This window comes from Janthinobacterium kochi (assembly GCF_051380715.1).
GTDB lineage: Bacteria > Pseudomonadota > Gammaproteobacteria > Burkholderiales > Burkholderiaceae_D > Janthinobacterium.
In genome coordinates this window covers 26,164-44,234 of the sequence record NZ_JBNYXO010000020.1, presented here as the reverse complement: position 1 = coordinate 44,234, position 18,071 = coordinate 26,164, and the positions used below count along the sequence as shown (strand labels likewise).

The window sequence follows — 18,071 nt, the reverse complement described above, 5'->3', positions numbered from 1 at the left end:
GTAGCGAGGTCGGGTTGGCCGCTCGAGAAGGAACAGCCGGGTCGTAAGCATACGCCATTGCCCAATGCGTTTGGATTAATTGTTGGGAGGGAATGTTGCTATTTCGCCGTAGGCGGCAGGGCCGCTTTCATGGTCTGCCAGTGCTTGCTGGCCAATGGGACGCAGGCGGGGCAGGGCGTGGTGGCGATCAGATTGCGGATTTGCTGGGCGCGCGCCGCCGTTTGCGGGTGCGAGGAAATCAAGCCCGGCGTCGCCCCTTTATCCTTGTCATCAAGCTTCTGGAAAAAGTTCAGCATGCCGTCGGAACGGATGTGTGCGCGCTGCAAGGCAAGCAAACCGAGCCGGTCCGCTTCCTCTTCCATGTCGCGACTGAAATACAGGGTGCCGGCCTGGTGCGCCAGCATGGCAGCCACGGCGCTGATGTCGCCGATGGTCACGCCCACGAGGGCGCCCCAGCCCAGGCTGCTGATCATTTGCCGCAGCGAATGGCGCTGTTCCACATGCTGCACTTCATGTGCCAGCACGCCGGCCAGCTCGCCCGGGTCGCCCGCCTGGCGCAGCAAGCCCGTATGCACGACGATGATGCCGCCCGGCATGGCAAACGCGTTGACGGTGTCGTCCTGCTTGACCAGCCAGCGGTACTGGTAGCGTGAACCGGCCGTCAGCTTGCGGCCGATGTCCTGCACCGTTTGCTGCGCCACGCCGCTGTCATGGATGCCGCCCTGCGCGCGCACTTGCGACAGGGCCAGTTCGCCCAGCTGTTTTTCCGTCGACAAGGGGATGAGTCCCGCCAGCGCACCGACGGCATGGCCGCCTTGCCACCACAGCAGGGCAGAGGCGACGACGGCTGCGCCCGTCAAACCGGCAAGCCAGCCCGATACTTGCCGCCGGTTGCGCTGGCGCTCGCCCCACAGGCGCTGCAGTTGCGGCTGCAGCACGGGCGGCGCTTCGCGCAAGACGATGGCGATGTCGCCCGCTGTCAGCGGCTTGAGCGACGCTTGCCGGCCTTGTGTATCGAGCCAGTTCAGGAACAGTTCCGGTCCATCGACCCCGCCTACGCTGACGATCAGTTGCGCTATATCGACATGCTGGCCGGGTGCGTCGATGGCCAACTGGCTACCGAAAAAATGCGCGCTGACGAGCGTGCCAGCCGGGTCGCCCTCGGGGCCGGTCAGCCGTGCCTGGAATGGAGTCATGCTGCAGCCTCGGCAAAGCGGCTTTCGTACAGGGCCGCCATCAGGTCGGACTGGCTGATGATGCCGGCCAGGCGCTCTTCTTCGTCGAGGATGGGAATATGGTGATAGCCGGCGTCGGCCATCAGGGGCACGAGGTCGATGATGGGCGTGCCCAGGCGGGCCGTGTGCGGCGATGGCGTCATCAGCTGGCCCACCGCTTCGGGCTTGTCGCTGTGGGACAGGCCGCTGCGCTGCAGCAAGCCGCGCAGGCGCTGGCGCATGCCTTGATAATCGTCGAGGCCGCCATGGCGCAGGAAATCCGTCTGCGTGATGATGCCGATGACGTGGCGCGCCCGGTTCAGCACGGGCAAGGCGCCCACATCGTGTTCGCGCATGGTGCGCCAGGCAACATCGAGCGGCGTGCCGAATTCCACGCTGAGCACGTCCTTCGACATGATGTCGGCGCAGGTGACGACACCGAAGCGGCGCTGGTAGGCGCGCATTTCCGTTTGCAGGAAGATGGCTTGCAAATCGTCGCGGCTGATGTCGAGCACTTCGCTGTGCTGGCGCAAGACGGCATCGAGGTCATCGGGCGAAAACCCCAGGCGGGTGCTGGGGATGTCATCCTTCGTGGCGTGCGGATGCGGTGCGACCAGTTGCTGGGTGTGCGGGTAGCGGCGTCCCGTCAGGTTGTTGTACAGCACGGCGCAGGCGACCAGTACGGCTGAATTGAACAGCACGGTGATGAAGACGAATTCAAAGCCGGCCGCATGCACGCTGGCACCGCCGACCACGGTGGTCAAGGCCACGGCGCCGCCCGGCGGATGCAGACAGCGCAGGGCAAACATGGCGCCGATGGCCAGGCAGGCCGCCAGCGCCGCCACGCCCACGCTGGGCCCCAGCCATTTGACGCAAGCCATGCCCACCAGGCCGGAGACGACATTGCCACCCACCACGGACCACGGTTGCGCCAGCGGGCTGGCTGGCAAGCAAAACAGCAGCACGGCCGAGGCGCCCATGGGGGCGATCAGGTAGACGCTGGCGCTATCGGGGGCCAGCAGGAAGTGGCAGATGAGTCCGGTCAGCAGCAAGCCGCAGATGGCGCCCGCGCAGGCGCGCAATTGTTCGCGACGGCTGCCGTTGTTCGGTTGCGGCAGCCAGCGTGCCAGGAAAGAAGTCGTCATGGGGGAGGGCGCGTTCGGGCCGCGTTGCTCAGTGTCAGCCCGATATTATCCCATGCGTTCCATTTCACTGCCTGCGGGCATTAATCTCGGCGCAGACGGCTTGCAAGCCATGGCGTGCCAGCAGCTTTTACTTGGTGATACTTATATGTTTTCCGCATAAGCACAGTGCAATTAAATGGTGGATATTTCCCACAAGCAGGCATATTCTAGACAATCACGCCCGCTGGAAGCTGTTCAGCTGGCCTCATGATTTCTCTCAGGAGCCCTGCATGCGCCTTTCCCGTTTCGTTTCCCTTTTCCTTGCCAGCCTGTTGCTTGCCGGCACCGCCGTTGCCGCCGCCCCGACACCGGGCAACCCTGTTGCCACGCCGCATTTGGCGTACAACGCGGCGGCCGACGCCAAGGCCGACGTGGCCCGCGCGCTGGCCGAAGCCAAGGCGGCCCACGTGCCCGTATTACTGATCTTTGGCGCCAACTGGTGCGAGGATTGCCGCGCGCTCGACAAGGCCTTGAAGGAAGGCAAGAACGCCGAGTTGATGCAACAGCAGTTCAAGGTCGTCAAGGTCGACGTGGGCAACTTCGACCATAACCTGGATGTGGCGCAAGCCTATGGCAATCCGCTCAAGAAAGGCATTCCCGCTGCCGTGCTCGTATCGAGTGACAACAACCAGGTGCTGTACGCCACCAAGGGTGGCGAACTGGCGAATGCGCGCCGCATGAGCGAGAGCGGCATTTATGATTTCTTCAAGCATGCAGCTACGCTCAAGCAACCGGCGCTGTAAACCTTAAAACTCTTCCCATTGCTCGCTGGCCGGCGCCTTGCCGCGTGCGTCTGGCGCAGTCCTGGCCGGGGCTTTTTGCGCACTGGCGCTGATCTTGGCGGCGGGCCTGGCTGGCGCACGGGGTGTGGGGCGGGCAGGCGCAGGGGCTGGCGCATGACCCGTTTCTTCCAGCTTGAAGACGCTCACCACCTGGGCCAGTCGTGCCGCCTGGTCCTGCAGCGACTGGGCCGCCGCTGCCGCTTCTTCCACCAGCGCCGCATTTTGCTGGGTCGCGTCATCCATCTGCGTGACCGTGGCGTTCACTTGCGCGATGCCCTGGCTTTGTTCCTGGCTGGCCGAAGCGATCTCGCCCATCAGGTCGGCCACGCGCTGCACGGACACGACGATATCCTGCATGGTGGCGCCGGCCGAGTCAACCAGCTTGCTGCCGGCCTCCACCTTGCCGCCAGAATCGACGATCAAGTCCTTGATTTCCTTCGCCGCCGCCGCCGAGCGGTGTGCCAGGTTGCGCACTTCCGTGGCCACCACGGCAAAGCCGCGGCCCTGTTCGCCCGCGCGCGCCGCCTCGACTGCCGCGTTCAGGGCGAGGATGTTGGTTTGAAACGCAATGCCGTCGATCACGCCGATAATGTCCGCTATCTTGCGTGAACTCTCTGCAATCGTACCCATCGTCTGCACCACCTGACCAACCACCTCGCCGCCCTTGACGGCGTGGCTGGAGGCCGAGACCACCAATTGATTCGCTTGCCGCGCATTGTCGGCATTCTGTTTCACGGTCGATGTCAGCTCTTCCATGGCGGCCGCCGTTTCTTCCAGGCTGGACGCCTGTGCTTCCGTGCGGCTTGAGAGATCCAGGTTGCCCGAAGCGATTTCGCCCGATGCGCTGGCAATGGCCCCCGTGCTGTCGCGTACTTCGCGTATCGTCACGTTCAGTGAGGCGATGAAGCGGTTGAAGGCGGAGGCCAGCGCGCCCACTTCGTCTTCCGATTCGACCACCATGCGGCGGCTCAGGTCGCCATTCCCGCTGGCGATGTCGCTGAGCATGTCTGCCGCGCGTGCGACGGGGGCGGCGATGGCGCGACTGATGACATAAATGATGGCCAGGGCGATGCCACCGCCTACCAAGCCGGCTACCAGCGCGGCGATCAGCGCTGAACGCATGATGTTGCCCAGCACTTCCGCTTCCGGTACCTCGGCCACCACGTACAGGTTCAGTTCCGGCACGAAGGAGGCGGCCACGAGTTGCTTGCCGGTAGGCGCCGCATAACTGGCATGCGTGTACTTGCGGCCGGTCAGCAGGCTCTTGCTCAGTTCATCGCTAAAACCGGGCAAGTCCTTCATCTGATGCTTGCCGTCGACGAGGGCCGGGTCGCGGTGGATCAGCAGGCTGCCGTTGCCGCGCACCAGGTAGACATAGCCGGTCTGGCCGATCTTGTAGCTGCGGATGGTCTCGGCCAGGGCGTCGATGCTCAAGCCCAGGCCCGTGACGATCTGCTTGCCGCCCGCCGTGCGGCCCCGCGCATTCAGGAAAAGCATGAAGCTGGTCGAGCCGACATCCTTGTCGATATCCATGGTGTAGCTCTTGTCGCTGGCCAGCAAGCCATAAAACCATTGATCCGATGCCTGGTTCTTGTCCAGTGTGCGCATCAGGCCGCCCGTGGTGAAATACTTGCCGCTGCTGCCGGACGCCCAGCTGACCGAAGCCGCCTTGTTCTTTTCCTTCAGGGCGGTGGCATAGCGCTGGAAGGTGGCGATGCCGCTTTCGGGCAGGTCGGCGTCTTCCCAGTCCTGCAGGAAGACATCGGTGGCCATGGTCATGGCCACCGACAGTGGCTGGTTGATCTGGCGCAGTATATCGTTGCGGATTTCACCCACTTGCGCTGGCAATTCCTCGCTGACAACGCGCTCGCGCACGTATTCGCTGCTCATGCGCACGCTGAGGAAAGACGAGATCGCCATGAATAGCAGCAGGCACAAGCCCATGCTGAACATCAATTTTTTCTGGATGGAGAGGCGGCGGAGCAGATGCATGGAAGACCCTGGGATGGGCCTGCGCGACAAGCAGAGGTTGCCGGAAAGACGCAGGCAGGCAAGTCTTGGAGTGTACGACCTGTTGCCTCGGGAAGCCTTGGCGCGGCTGCATTTAGTTGAGGTGTGTTGCAATGCGGCAACGTGAGTAAAGTGTAATTGTGCCCATTTTTCAAGTGAAGGCGGTGGTGCTGGAAAAACGTTCAGGCAGGCAAGCCGTGCGCGATCAATTCCAGCGGCAATTCCGTGCTGCACTTGATTTGCTCCATGGAAAAGGCGGACGACACGCCTGTCAGTTGCACGGCCTTGATGAGCTTTTTATAGAAGGTATCGTAACCCTTGATGTCGGTGGTGACGACTTTCAGCAGGTAGTCGATGTCGCCGCTCATGCGGTGAAATTCCTGTACCTCGGGCAAGACAATGACGGCGGCGGCAAAGCGGCGCAGCCATTTTTCATCGTGCTGTCCGGTGCGCACGCTGACGAAGACGGTCACGGGCAAGCCCACTTTTTGCCGGTTCACGATGGCCACGCGGCTCTCGATATAGCCCTCTTCCTCCAGGCGCTTGACGCGCTTCCAGCAGGGTGTGCTGGACAGGCCGATCTTCTCGCTGAGGGCGGCGATCGACAGGGTGCCGTCCTGCTGCAGGGCGGCCAGGATGGCGCAGTCGAATTTGTCGAGCGATGTGTTTGGTGAATTCATTTTGTTATTTTCTACTTTGTGGCATGTATATGCCACATATTAACTTGTTTGCAGTGTCTTTTGGCATATCTTCACGGCAGCGTGCCGGTAAACTATCCAGACGTTCCAGCCGCCTGCGCGGTGCCCTTTTTAGCTGTGCCCTTTTTATAGAATACTCAGACGGCCATCATGAAAGAAATCTACCTCGACAGCAATGCCACCACTTGCGTGCTGCCCGCCGCCGTTGCCGCCGCGCGGCAAGCGATGGAGCAGGGCTATGGCAATCCCAGCAGCACTCACGCCACGGGATTGCAAGCCAAGGCCATGATGGATGGCGTACGCCAGCGCGCCAGCGGCTTGCTGGGTGTGGGCGACGGCCGATTGATGTTCAATAGCGGCGCTACCGAAGGCATCCAGACGGCCGTGTTGTCGGCCTTGTGCGCGCTGCGCGAGCGGCGCGCACAAGGCAAGCGCATCGGCAGCTTGCTGCTGTATGGCGCGACCGAGCACAAGGCCGTGCCGGAAAGCCTGGCGCACTGGAACCGCCTGCTGGGCCTGAACCTGGAAGTGCGCAAGCTGCCCGTCGATGCGCAGGGGCGCCACGATCTGCAGGCACTCGATGCGCTGATCGGTGACGCGGCCATGCTGTGCACGATGGCGGCCAACAATGAAACGGGTGTCATCAGCGATTTATCCGCCATCGCCCAGCTGCTGCAGGAACGCGGTGCAGACGCCTACTGGATGGTCGATTGCGTGCAGGCGCTGGGCAAGCTGAAGCTGAACCTGGCCGCCACGCGCATCGATTACGCGCCATTTTCCGGCCACAAGCTGTATGCGCCCAAGGGCATCGGCATGCTGTACGTGCGACCCGGCGCGCCGTTTACTCCCTTGATGATGGGCGGCGGCCAGGAAGCGGGCCTGCGTTCGGGCACGGAGAACATGGCCGGCATCGCCGCCCTGGGCGCCGTGCTGGCGGCACTGGACGATGGCAAGACCTTCCGCAGCCACGCCGACCTGGCAGCTTTCCGCGAGCAGCTGGTGGCCAGCCTGGAGCGCGCTTTCCCCGGCATCGTATTCAATATGCCGTTCGAGTTGTCGCTACCGACCACGCTCAATTTTTCCGTGCCCGGCCTGTCCTCGAAAGAGCTGCTGGACCTGTTCGATGCGGCGCGTGTGCGCGTCAGCTCGGGCAGCGCCTGTTCCGCCGCCAAGGCCCTGCCCAGCTATGTGCTCGAAGCGATGCACGTGCCGCAATGGCGCGCCAGCTCGGCCATCCGTCTGTCTTTCGGCCCCCTGATTGACGCAGCGACGATAGCGGCCGCCTGCGCACGCATCGAGCGGTGCGGCGAGGCCTTGCGCCGCAGCTGTTTGCTGCCGTCGGCGCTGGCGCGTTCGCAGCAGGACGGCGCGCAGGACGGCATAATCCAGCTGAGTGTGGATGGCCAGTGCACCTGGCTGCTCAGCGACGCTGCCAGCGCCAGTTGCGTCGTCATCGATCCTGCCGCCGCGCTCGTGCCGCGCCTGGCTGCCTTCATCCGCTGCCAGCACCTGGCCTTGCGCGCCATCGTGCACACGACGGCGCCCGCCGACCATGGTGTGGCGCGCCTGGCGCTGCTGCAGGAACTCGCTATCGAACAGGTGGGGCGCATCGATATCGACGGTGAGCTGGAGCTGGGCCAGCAGCGCCTACGGCGGATCGAGTGCGGCCAGGATCATGCCACCCACGTGTACCTGCTGGGGCAGCGCTTTGCCTTCATCGGCGCTCTGGCATCCGGGGCGCTGATGCCCTTGCTGGATGCGGCGCTGGTAACGCAAGATACCGTGCTGTGCGCGTCAGGCGACGACGGCAGCATCTGCAGCACGGTGCGCACGGTGCAGGACGGCCTCGTGCCTGCCGCCGACCTGCAGCTCGATGCGGCCGGCCTGCCCGCCTTCCTGCACCAGCATCCCGACGCCATTCTCGTCGACGTGCGCGAAGCGTATGAACACGCGGCTTGCGCCGGAACCGTGTTCGAGGGCTGCGCCGTGCACAGCGTACCGCTGAGTCGCCTGGCGGGGCAGGTGGCCGCATGGCTGCAGCAGCCACAGCGTCCCCTGGTCTTTTTCTGCCGTAGCGGCAATCGCAGCGCGCGCGCTAGCGCCTGTCTGCGCCGCCTGGGCCATGCTGCGGCATGGCAACTCAATGGCGGCATGGCGATGGCGGAAGCGACGCGTCACCCGCTGGCCATCGCGGCTTGACGGGGCTGAAGTTTCTCATCTGGAATATTGCACCGTGCCATCATTGGCACGGTGCTGGTCGTTGAGTTCCGCATGTTCATTTCCTCCAGGCATTTTTCTACCCTGAACGGGCTGATTTCTTTGCCTGCACGTCCCTAAAACCTCGGGTATGTACGCTAGCGCACGGTCTTGTGCGCAGGGCGCACCTACCATGAAGTTCAGAACATCTCCCTATACCCTGAGATTCATCGCAACGCTCCGGCGCTTCGCTTTCCGTCTTCGCCAGTGTCCGATCGTGTTCTTCCAGACTTGGCCAGCGTGACGGTGGCCGCTGGCTGCCTGCGCGCACCTAGCGAGGCCAAGTTGAAAGAGTACACCGCAGTCGTCACGCAGCAGATCAAGGAACAGATTTCCAGATTCAAGGAAATCTTCCGCGACCATCCCCTTGCACCGGACAGTTTCGACGCTGCGCGCGACGATGCCTTGCCCCTGCGTTCCGAGTTATTCAGCGCCATGCAGATGGCCGCCCACGGCAAGCACGTGGCCGCCGGCCACGCGGTGGGCAAGCACCATGGCCGCGACCGCCTGCTGGCGCGCCTGGCCGACAATGCGGCCCTGATCACGGCCACCGTCAACGAGCTGACGGCCACGGTGAAAAGCGGACGCCAGGTTACGCCCGCCTCGGAATGGCTGCTGGATAATTTTTACCTGATCGAAGAGCAGATCCGCACCACGCGGCGCCACTTGCCGAAGAACTACAGCAAGGAGCTTCCACGGCTGACATCGGGCGTGGACGCGGGCTGTCCGCGCGTGTACAAGATCGCGCTGGAAATCATCTCGCATGGCGATGGCCGGGTCGACTTGGAAAACCTGTGCCATTTCATCGAGGCTTACCAGGATGTCGCCACCCTGACCCTGGGCGAATTGTGGGCCGTGCCCATCATGCTGCGTCTGGCCCTGATCGAAAACCTGCGCCGCGTGGCCGTGCGCGTGGCCGATGACCGCATGCAGCGCGACCTGGCCAATACATGGGCCGACCAGATGACGGACATCGCCGAGCGCAATCCCAGCGGCTTGATCCTGCTGGTAGCCGACATGGCGCGCTCGAATCCGCCGATGACCAGCGCCTTCGTGGCCGAATTGTCGCGCCGCCTGCAGGGACAAAGTTCGTCGCTGACCCTGGCCCTGTCGTGGCTGACGCACAAGCTGGCCGAGTCGGGTCTCACCATCGAGCAACAGATCCAGTCCGAGATCGGGCAGCAGGCGGCCGACCAGGTGTCGATCGCCAACAGCATCGGCAGCCTGCGTTTTCTGGGCACCATGGATTGGCAGGAATTCGTCGAGACCATGAGCGTCGTCGAGCAAACCCTGCGCCTGGACCCGGCCGGCACGTATGGCTTGATGGATTTCGCCACGCGCGACAGCTATCGCCACGTCATCGAGCGCATCGCCAGGCGCAGCGCGCGCAGCGAAGTGGAAGTGGCCGAGATGGTGGTGCAACTGGCGCACACGCACGGCAACGGCAATGACGCACGCCGTGGCCACATTGGCTTTTACCTGGTGGGACGCGGCGTGCTGGTGCTGGAAAAGCAGGCCGGCGCGAAGCTGCCCTTCATCGAGGCGCTGCAGCAGACGGCGCGCGCCGCGCCGCTGGCCGTCTACCTCGGTGCCATCTCGTTCCTGACCCTGGCGACGAGCGCATTGCTGCTCGAACGCGCCGTGCGCCACGGCGTGCAGGGTTGGCCACTGGCGGCGCTGGGTGCGCTGGCGCTGCTGGGCAGCAGCCAGCTGGCCGTAGCCGTGGTGAACTGGCTGGCGACCCTGATGACGTCGCCGCATCCGCTGCCGCGCATGGATTACCAGGCCGGCATTCCGTCGGACGGGCGCGGCATCGTCGTGGTGCCGACCCTGATCTACAGCGAGGAAAACGTGGCCGCCTTGTGCGAGGCGCTGGAAGTGCGTTATCTCGCCAACCGCGATCCGAACCTGCGTTTCTGCCTGCTGACGGATTTTATCGATGCGTCCGCGCAAACGATGCCGGGTGACGAAGCCTTGCTGCGCCAGGCGCAGGACACCATCCGTGGCCTGAACGACAAATACCGCGTCGAGGGCGCCGAGTTCAAGGACAATGGCGAACCGGCCGACCCCGAAGAACTGGGCCATGCGGGGCCGTTCCTGCTGCTGCACCGTCCGCGCTTGTGGAATTCGCAGCAGAATGCGTGGATGGGGCAGGAGCGCAAGCGCGGCAAATTGTCCGACCTGCACGCGTTTCTGCGCGGCGGCGCGCGCGACAAATTCTCGCTGGTGGAAGGCGAGTTGCGCGGCCTGCGCACCATCAGGTATGTGATCACGCTCGATACGGATACGCAGCTGCCGCGCGACGCAGCGCGCGAATTCATTGCCACCATGATGCACCCGCTGAACCGACCCGTGCTCGACGCGGCCGGCACGCGCGTGATAGCCGGCTACGGCATCTTGCAGCCGCGCGTGGCCGTGGCGCTGCCCAGCGCAAACGCTTCACGCTACGAGCTGCTGTGCGGCGGCGAACCGGGCATCGATCCCTACACGCGCACCGTCTCCGACCTGTACCAGGATGTGTTTTACGAGGGCTCCTTCATCGGCAAGGGCATCTACGATCTCGACATGTTCGAGCGCGTGCTGGGGCAGCGCCTGCCCGACAATAAAATCCTCAGCCACGACTTGCTGGAAGGCTGCTACCTGCGCGCCGGCTTGCTCAGCGACTCGCAACTGTATGAAGAATATCCTGCCCGCTATGACGCTGACGTGAGCCGCCGCCAGCGCTGGATACGCGGCGACTGGCAACTGCTCGGCTGGTTGCTGGGCCGTGTGCCGGGCCGCGCCGGCAAGCGCGAACGCAATCCCCTGTCGATGCTGTCGCGCTGGAAGCTGTTCGACAACCTGCGCCGCAGCATCGTGGCGCCAGCGACCACCTTGTCCCTGTTACTGGTATGGGGTTTCCTGCCGCACGTGGTTTTCTGGAGTGTGGCGGTGCTGGCCATCATCTTCCTGCCGCCCGTCTTTTCCGCACTGTACGATCTGCTGCGCAAACCGCGCGACACCCTGTGGCGCCAGCATCTGGCCGCGTTCGAGCGGCGCTGCGGCGTGCAGTTTTCGCATGCCATGCTGACCGTCGTCTTCCTGCCCTATGAAGCGTGGATCAGCCTGGACGCCATCGCCCGTACCCTGTGGCGCCTGGGCGTGTCGCACAGGCATTTGCTCGACTGGCGTGCCTCGAACCTGCATACGTCTTCCGGCTCGCAGGCAGACAGCTGGCGCGCCATGTGGTGCTCGCCAGCGCTGGCGCTGGCCACCTTTGCTGCCTTGCTGCACTGGCGCCCGGCAGCATTGCCGGCCGCCGCCGTGGTCCTGCTGCTATGGCTGGCCGCGCCCGCCATCGCCTGGTGGATCAGCCGCCCCATTGAACGGGCCGTGGCGCGCCTGTCGGCCGAGCAGGGGCGTTTTTTGCATGGCGTGGCGCGCAAGACCTGGGCGTATTTCGATACCTTCGTCGGACCGGACGATCATTGGCTGCCGCCCGATAACATGCAGGAGCATCCGAACCTGGTGGTGGCGCACCGCACCTCGCCGACGAATATCGGCCTGGCGCTGCTGGCCAACCTGACGGCCTACGACTTCGGTTATCTCACCCTGGGCCAGTTGATCGAGCGCAGCCGCGCCACCTTGCATAGCATGGGCGAGCTGGAACGCTTCCAGGGCCATTTCTACAATTGGTACGACACGCAAACGCTCAAGGCATTGCAGCCGATGTACATCTCGACGGTCGACAGCGGCAACTTGGCCGGCCATCTGCTGACCTTGCAGCCGGGACTGGTGGAACTGTATGACGCGCCCATCATCGGCGCGCAAGTGGTGCAGGGCATACGCACGACGGCGCAGGTGCTGCAGGAATTCATCGCCGCCGAAGGCGAGGGCAAGGCCATGCACGAGAGCATGAGCCTGCTGCAGATGCCGGCCGCGCCCGCCAGCTTGGCTGAATGGCATGCCTACCTGAGCGCCGCGAATGGCGCGGCCGATGCGCTGCTGTCGCTGACCCTGCAAGGCGAGGATGGCGAGCTGTCCATGTGGGCAGGCGCGCTGGCGCGCCAATGCCGCGCGGCGCTGGCCGAGTTGCTGCAACTGGCGCCATGGGCGGCGCAGGCGGACCTCGATGCGGCGTGGCTGCGCGTGCCGACCCTGCGCGAACTGGCCAATCTGGAGACGCCGGAAGGCTTGCCTTCCGAGCTGGCCGCATGGCTGGCGCAAGGCCGCGAACAGGCGGGCCGTCACATGCGCGACATCGCCCACGCGGCTGGCCAGGCGCGCGATTTTGCGCAGATCGAATACGGCTTCCTGTACAACCCGTCCACAAAACTGCTGGCCATCGGCTACAACGTCAGCGAACGACGGCTCGACCCCAGCTACTACGACTTGCTCGCTTCCGAAGTGCGCCTGGCCAGCTTCATCGCCATCGCCCAGGGCCAGCTGCCGCAGGAGCACTGGTTCGCGCTGGGCCGCCAGCTGTGCATGGTGGCGGGCCAGCCCGTGCTGTTGTCGTGGAGCGGCTCGATGTTCGAGTACCTGATGCCGCTGCTGGTGATGCCGAATTATCCCAACACCTTGCTCGACCAGACGTATCACTCCGTCATCGAGGCGCAGATCGACTATGGCCGCCAGCGCGATGTACCGTGGGGGATTTCCGAATCCGGCTACAACACGGTCGACGCCAGCCTGAATTACCAATACCGCGCCTTTGGCGTGCCGGGCTTGGGCCTGAAGCGGGGCCTGGCCGACGACCTGGTGGTGGCTCCATACGCCAGCATGATGGGGCTGATGGTGCAGCCGGAAGCGTCGTGCCAGAACCTGCAGCGCATGCAGGCGGCCGGCTACATGGGCCGCTACGGGTTTTATGAGGCCATCGATTTCACTACGGCGCGCCTGCCGCGCGGGCAGACCAGCGCCGTTATCCGCTCTTTCATGGTGCATCACCAGGGCATGGGATTCTTGGCCCTCAGCTACCTGCTGCACGACCGCCCGATGCAGCGGCGTTTCGAGTCCGATCCGCTGCTGCAATCGGCCTTGCTGGTGCTGCAGGAGCGCACGCCGCAGGCCGGTGCGTTTTACTCGAACACGGCCGAACTTGCAGTACTGCGCAGCGGTGCGTCCGAACAGGCCATGCCGATGCGCATCCTCACGCAGGCCAACAGCGCCGTGCCCGAAACGCAGTTGCTGTCGAATGGCCGCTACCACGTCATGGTGAGCAATGCGGGCGGCAGCTACAGTCGCTGGAAAGACCTGTCCGTGACGCGCTGGCGCGAGGACAGCACGCGCGACAACTGGGGCAACTTCTGCTACCTGCGCGATCTCGACGACGGTGCCGTCTGGTCCACCACGTATCAGCCGACCTTGGCCGAACCGAATAAATACGAGGTGATTTTTTCCGAGGGACGTGCGGAATTTCGCCGTGCCGACCATGGCCTGGACCTGTACACGGAAATCGTTGTCTCGCCCGAGGACGACATCGAAATCCGGCGCACGCGCATCAGTAATAATTCGAACCGCCAGCGGCGCATCGAGATCACCAGCTTTGCCGAAGTGGTGATGGCGCCGGCGGCGGCTGACGCTGCGCATCCCGCGTTCAGCAAGCTGTTCGTGCAGACAGAAATCCTCGCGCATGAAAATGCGATCCTGTGCACGCGGCGGCCCCGCTCGAAGGACGAGCAGATGCCTTGGCTGCTGCATGTGATGACCGTACACGATATCGAGCACTATGCCGTGTCGTTCGAGACGGACCGCGCCCGTTTCATCGGCCGCGGCAACACGGTGCAGCTGCCGCAGGCGCTGCAGGAGAGTGGTCCGCTCGGTGGCGGCCACGGTTCCGTGCTTGACCCCATCGTGGCCATCCGCTACGTCATCACGCTCGAACCGGACCAGGCCGTGACGGTCGACAGCGTCACCGGCGTGGTGGAGCAGCGCGAGGCGGCGCTGCACCTGATCGACAAATACCAGGACCGCCATCTGGCTGACCGCGTGTTTGAACTGGCCTGGACGCACAGCCAGGTGGTGCTGCGCCAGTTGAATGCCAGCGAGGCGGATGCGCAGTTGTATGCGCGCCTGGCCAATGCCGTGATCTACCCGAATGCAACCCTGCGTGCCGAGGCCGGCATCCTGATCAAGAACCAGCGCGGCCAGTCCGGCCTGTGGGCATATGCCATTTCCGGCGACTTGCCCATCGTGCTGCTGCAGATACGCGACGTGGCCAATATCGAACTGGCGCGCCAGATGGTGCAGGCGCATGCCTACTGGCGCCTGAAAGGATTGATAGTCGATCTTGTGATCTGGTACGAGGACCAGTCGGGCTACCGCCAGCTGCTGCACGACCAGATCATGGGCCTGATCGCCTCGGGCATCGATGCGCAGGCGATTGATCGCCCGGGCGGCATCTTCGTGCGCCTGGCCGAGCAGATCGCCAATGAAGACCGCATCTTGCTGCAATCGGTGGCGCGCGCCATCATCAGCGACTTGCGCGGCACCCTGGCCGAGCAGGTCAAGCGCCCGCCCAGCCCCGTGCTGCGCATGCCGCCGTTGTTGCAGGACCCGGCCCGCGAACATGGCGGCGTGCCGCACCGGGCGCCAAAGCGCGAACTGATCCTGGAAAATGGCCTGGGCGGCTTTACGCCCGACGGGCGCGAATACGTGATCACCACGGGCGAAGGACAACAGACGCCGGCGCCATGGTCGAACGTGCTGGCCAATGCGCAATTCGGCACGGTGGTGTCGGAAGCCGGCCAGGCGTATACCTGGAGCGAGAATGCGCATGAATTCCGCCTCACGCCATGGCAGAACGATCCGGTGTCCGACTTGTCCGGCGAAGCGTTTTACGTGCGCGACGAGCAGAGTGGCCAGTTCTGGTCACCCTCGGCCCTGCCGGCGCGCGGCAGCGGCGACTACGTGACGCGCCACGGCTTCGGTTACAGCATTTTTGAGCACAGCGAGGGTGGCATCGTCACCGAATTGTGCACCTATGTGGCGCTGGATGCAGCCGTCAAATATTCGGTGATCAAGGTGCGCAACGACAGCGGCGTGCCGCGCCGCTTGTCCGTCACTGGCTACGTGGAATGGGTGCTGGCCGACCTGCGCGCCAAGTCCGGCATGCACGTGGCGACCGAAGTCGACACGATCAGCGGCGCGCTGTTTGCGCGCAATAACTACAACACGGAGTTCTCGGGCCGGGTCGGCTTTTTCAACACCGATGCCAGCATCCGTTCCATTACCTGCGACCGCAATGAATTTATCGGCCGCAACGGCAGCCTGGCACGGCCGGCGGCCTTGCGCCGCGTGCGCCTGTCCGGCAAGGCGGGCACGGGGCTGGATCCCTGCGCAGCGATCCAGGTGCCGTTTGAACTGCAGCCGGGGCAGGAGCGCGAAATCGTCTTCCTCCTTGGCGTGGGCGGGCGCCGCAATGCCGACGCCAGTACCATGGTGCAGCGCCATGCGGGCAAGGATGCGGCCCGCATGGCGCTCGACGCGGTACGCGCACACTGGGACAGCACCCTGCGCGCCGTGCGCATCGAAACACCCGACCCGTCGCTGGACGTGATCGCCAATGGCTGGCTGATGTACCAGACCATCGCCTGCCGGTTGTGGGCGCGCAGCGGCTATTACCAGTCGGGCGGCGCGTATGGTTTCCGCGACCAGCTGCAAGATGCGATGGCCATGATCCACACGGCGCCGCAACTGCTGCGTAGCCACTTGCTGCTGTGCGCGGCGCACCAGTTTGTGGAAGGCGACGTACAGCACTGGTGGCATCCGCCATCGGACCGGGGCGTGCGCACGCATTGCTCCGACGATTACCTGTGGCTGCCGCTGGCCGCTTGTCGCTATGTGATCGCCACGGGCGACGTCAACGTGCTGTCCGAAGTGGCGCCCTTCATCGAAGGGCGCGCCGTCAAGCCGGAGGAGGACTCGTATTACGACTTGCCCGTGCGCTCTGGCGAGTCGGCCGACCTGTACGAGCACTGCGTGCGCGCCATCCGCCATGGCTTGCGACTGGGCGTGCATGGCTTGCCTCTGATGGGCTCCTGCGACTGGAATGACGGCATGGACAAGGTGGGCGAACACGGCAAGGGTGAGAGCGTGTGGCTGGCCTTCTTCCTGTACGAAGTGCTGCAGCGCTTCGCCGACGTGGCTGTGCTGCGCGGCGATGCGGCGTTCGCCCAGTTCTGCCGCGACGAAGCCGTCAAGCTGGCGGCCAACGTCGAGGAGCATGCATGGGATGGCGAGTGGTACCGGCGCGCCTACTTCGACGATGGCACGCCTTTGGGATCGCATACGAACGAGGAATGCCAGATCGATTCGATTTCGCAAAGCTGGGGCGTGCTGTCGGGCGCGGCCAACAAGGAGCGCGTGGCCGGCGCCATGCGCCAGGTCGATGCGCGCCTGGTGCGCCGTGACTCTGGAGTGATCCAGTTGCTCGATCCGCCGTTCGACAAATCCGATCTCAATCCCGGCTATATCCGCGGTTATGTGCCGGGTGTGCGCGAGAACGGCGGTCAGTACACGCATGCGGCCATCTGGACGGCGATGGCGTTTGCCCACATGGGCGATGGCGAAAAGGCGTGGGAATTGCTGCGCATGATCAACCCCGTGCGCCATGGCGTTGACGCGCAAGCGGTGGCACGCTACAAGGTGGAGCCGTATGTGGTGACGGCCGACGTGTATGCCGTGGCGCCGCACGTGGGGCGCGGCGGCTGGAGCTGGTACACGGGATCGTCGGGCTGGCTGTACCGGCTGATTGTCGAATCCCTGCTCGGCTTGACGCGCGAAGCGAACATGCTGCGGGTGGTACCGACCATGCCGGCCGAATGGGACCGCTTCAAGCTGCATTACCGCTTCGGTGCCAGCAGCTATGCCATCACGGTGGAAAAGGCACAGGGGCGGCCTGCAGGACTGTCGCTCGATGGCGTGGCGCAGGAGGGCAACAACATCGCCCTGCGCGACGAGGGCCGCGAGTATGCAGTGCTACTGTTGGTTTAGTCCTGCCAGCCGAGTACTTGCCACGCATCGTCTTCGGGCCGGCGCCTGCCAAGCAGCAGGATCAGGCCGGCGCCCAGCAGCAACACGTCGCGTGTGCGTACTTCGGGCACGGACTGCGTTGCCGTCTGGTGGTGGTGGTGGTAGTGATGGTTTAAGGGTGCCGCCAAGGCGGCGGGGAACTGGCTTGCGCAGGCAGCCAGGCACAGTACCGCCATCTTTCCATTCAAATGCATACATTCCTCAAGAAAGCGCGCTGACCGTTCGGGATCAGCGCGCCGGTATTCATGTCGCCGACATTGCAATTATGAGCATGAATATTGTAAATGGGAAATTATCTGCGGCTGCATCAGGGTGATGCGTCAGAAACCCAGGGCCGCGCCCGCGCCCAGCAGCGTGGCCACGCCCAGCATGGCAAAGACCAGTGCCGCGATGCCGTGCACCAGGCGCAGCGACACGCGGTTGGCGATTTTGTCACCCAGGTACACGGCCGGCACGTTGGCCAGCATCATGCCGAAGGTGGTGCCCAGCACAACAGAGACAATGTCGTGATAGCGCGCCGCCAGCGCCACGGTCGCCACCTGCGTCTTGTCTCCCATTTCCGCCATGAAGAAGGCGATCAGGGTGGTCAGGAAGACGCCGTATTTGGCCAGCTTCGTCTCGTCTTCATCGAGCTTGTCGGGGATCAGGGTCCAGGCCGCCATCGCCAGGAAGGAGACGCCCAGCACCCAGCGCAGCACGTCGGGCCCCAGCATGCTGGTGATCCAGGCGCCGACGGCGGCGGCAAACGCGTGGTTGGCGACGGTGGCGACGAAAATGGCCAGCACGATGGGCAAAGGCTTGCGGAATTTGGCAGCCAGCAAAAAGGCCAGGAGTTGGGTTTTGTCGCCGATTTCAGCGAGACCGACGATGCCGGTGGAGATGAGGAATGCTTCCATGAGATTGCAAGAGGTA

9 protein-coding genes and 1 pseudogene are annotated in these 18,071 nt (G+C 64.1%); 4 read left to right on the top strand and 6 right to left on the bottom strand.

Annotated features, from left to right (window positions below; translation table 11 throughout):
- Window positions 1–98 precede the first annotated feature (98 nt).
- The gene (locus ACQ4WL_RS26130) at window positions 99–1,196 is read right to left on the bottom strand and encodes a M48 family metallopeptidase (protein WP_436512454.1); all 1,098 of its coding nucleotides are present in this window, start codon (window positions 1,194–1,196) and stop codon (window positions 99–101) included.
- Entirely contained in the window at window positions 1,193–2,359 is a 1,167-nt protein-coding gene (locus tag ACQ4WL_RS26125) for an HPP family protein (RefSeq protein ID WP_436512452.1), read from the bottom strand. Before ACQ4WL_RS26125 ends, ACQ4WL_RS26130 begins: the two co-directional genes overlap by 4 nt.
- A 269-nt stretch (window positions 2,360–2,628) precedes the next feature.
- Here ACQ4WL_RS26125 and ACQ4WL_RS26120 point away from each other — a divergent pair, with 269 nt between their 5' ends.
- A complete protein-coding gene (locus ACQ4WL_RS26120) occupies window positions 2,629–3,141 on the top strand; it encodes a thioredoxin family protein (RefSeq protein ID WP_436512450.1) in 513 nt (170 codons plus the stop codon).
- Between the two features lie 3 nt (window positions 3,142–3,144).
- On the opposite strand, the gene ACQ4WL_RS26115 is transcribed toward ACQ4WL_RS26120, so the two are convergent.
- Window positions 3,145–5,172, bottom strand: a complete 2,028-nt coding sequence (locus ACQ4WL_RS26115; RefSeq protein ID WP_436512448.1) for a methyl-accepting chemotaxis protein — start codon at window positions 5,170–5,172, stop codon at window positions 3,145–3,147.
- 200 nt (window positions 5,173–5,372) lie between these two features.
- A complete protein-coding gene (locus ACQ4WL_RS26110) occupies window positions 5,373–5,870 on the bottom strand; it encodes an Lrp/AsnC family transcriptional regulator (RefSeq protein WP_034783259.1) in 498 nt (165 codons plus the stop codon).
- Between the two features lie 168 nt (window positions 5,871–6,038).
- On the opposite strand from ACQ4WL_RS26110, the pseudogene ACQ4WL_RS26105 reads away from it, so the two are divergent.
- The 3 genes and pseudogenes from ACQ4WL_RS26105 to ACQ4WL_RS26095 form a co-directional block, all read left to right on the top strand.
- Window positions 6,039–7,139 (top strand): annotated as a pseudogene (locus ACQ4WL_RS26105) (cysteine desulfurase family protein); the annotation flags it as partial.
- A gap of 492 nt (window positions 7,140–7,631) precedes the next feature.
- The gene (locus tag ACQ4WL_RS26100; RefSeq protein ID WP_436512463.1) at window positions 7,632–8,087 is read left to right on the top strand and encodes a rhodanese-like domain-containing protein; all 456 of its coding nucleotides are present in this window, start codon (window positions 7,632–7,634) and stop codon (window positions 8,085–8,087) included.
- A 405-nt stretch (window positions 8,088–8,492) separates the two neighbouring features.
- The gene (locus tag ACQ4WL_RS26095) at window positions 8,493–17,120 is read left to right on the top strand and encodes a GH36-type glycosyl hydrolase domain-containing protein (RefSeq protein WP_436512461.1); all 8,628 of its coding nucleotides are present in this window, start codon (window positions 8,493–8,495) and stop codon (window positions 17,118–17,120) included.
- Here ACQ4WL_RS26095 and ACQ4WL_RS26090 read toward each other — a convergent pair.
- Both ACQ4WL_RS26090 and ACQ4WL_RS26085 read right to left on the bottom strand, forming a co-directional pair.
- Window positions 17,117–17,353 carry a hypothetical protein gene (locus tag ACQ4WL_RS26090; RefSeq protein ID WP_436512445.1) on the bottom strand — a complete coding sequence of 79 codons (237 nt, stop codon included), beginning with the start codon at window positions 17,351–17,353 and terminating at the stop codon, window positions 17,117–17,119. The genes ACQ4WL_RS26095 and ACQ4WL_RS26090 overlap by 4 nt on opposite strands.
- A 126-nt stretch (window positions 17,354–17,479) precedes the next feature.
- Window positions 17,480–18,055: a TMEM165/GDT1 family protein gene (locus tag ACQ4WL_RS26085; protein WP_436512443.1), complete on the bottom strand. Its 576-nt coding sequence runs from the start codon at window positions 18,053–18,055 to the stop codon at window positions 17,480–17,482.
- Window positions 18,056–18,071: the final 16 nt, after the last annotated feature.

Coding starts and splice junctions, on each gene's coding strand:
- ACQ4WL_RS26130 (WP_436512454.1), bottom strand. CDS start 1,196: ATGACTCCATTCCAGGCACGGCTGACCGGCCCCGAGGGCGACCCGGCT.
- ACQ4WL_RS26125 (WP_436512452.1), bottom strand. CDS start 2,359: ATGACGACTTCTTTCCTGGCACGCTGGCTGCCGCAACCGAACAACGGC.
- ACQ4WL_RS26120 (WP_436512450.1), top strand. CDS start 2,629: ATGCGCCTTTCCCGTTTCGTTTCCCTTTTCCTTGCCAGCCTGTTGCTT.
- ACQ4WL_RS26115 (WP_436512448.1), bottom strand. CDS start 5,172: ATGCATCTGCTCCGCCGCCTCTCCATCCAGAAAAAATTGATGTTCAGC.
- ACQ4WL_RS26110 (WP_034783259.1), bottom strand. CDS start 5,870: ATGAATTCACCAAACACATCGCTCGACAAATTCGACTGCGCCATCCTG.
- ACQ4WL_RS26100 (WP_436512463.1), top strand. CDS start 7,632: ATGCCCTTGCTGGATGCGGCGCTGGTAACGCAAGATACCGTGCTGTGC.
- ACQ4WL_RS26090 (WP_436512445.1), bottom strand. CDS start 17,353: ATGCATTTGAATGGAAAGATGGCGGTACTGTGCCTGGCTGCCTGCGCA.
- ACQ4WL_RS26085 (WP_436512443.1), bottom strand. CDS start 18,055: ATGGAAGCATTCCTCATCTCCACCGGCATCGTCGGTCTCGCTGAAATC.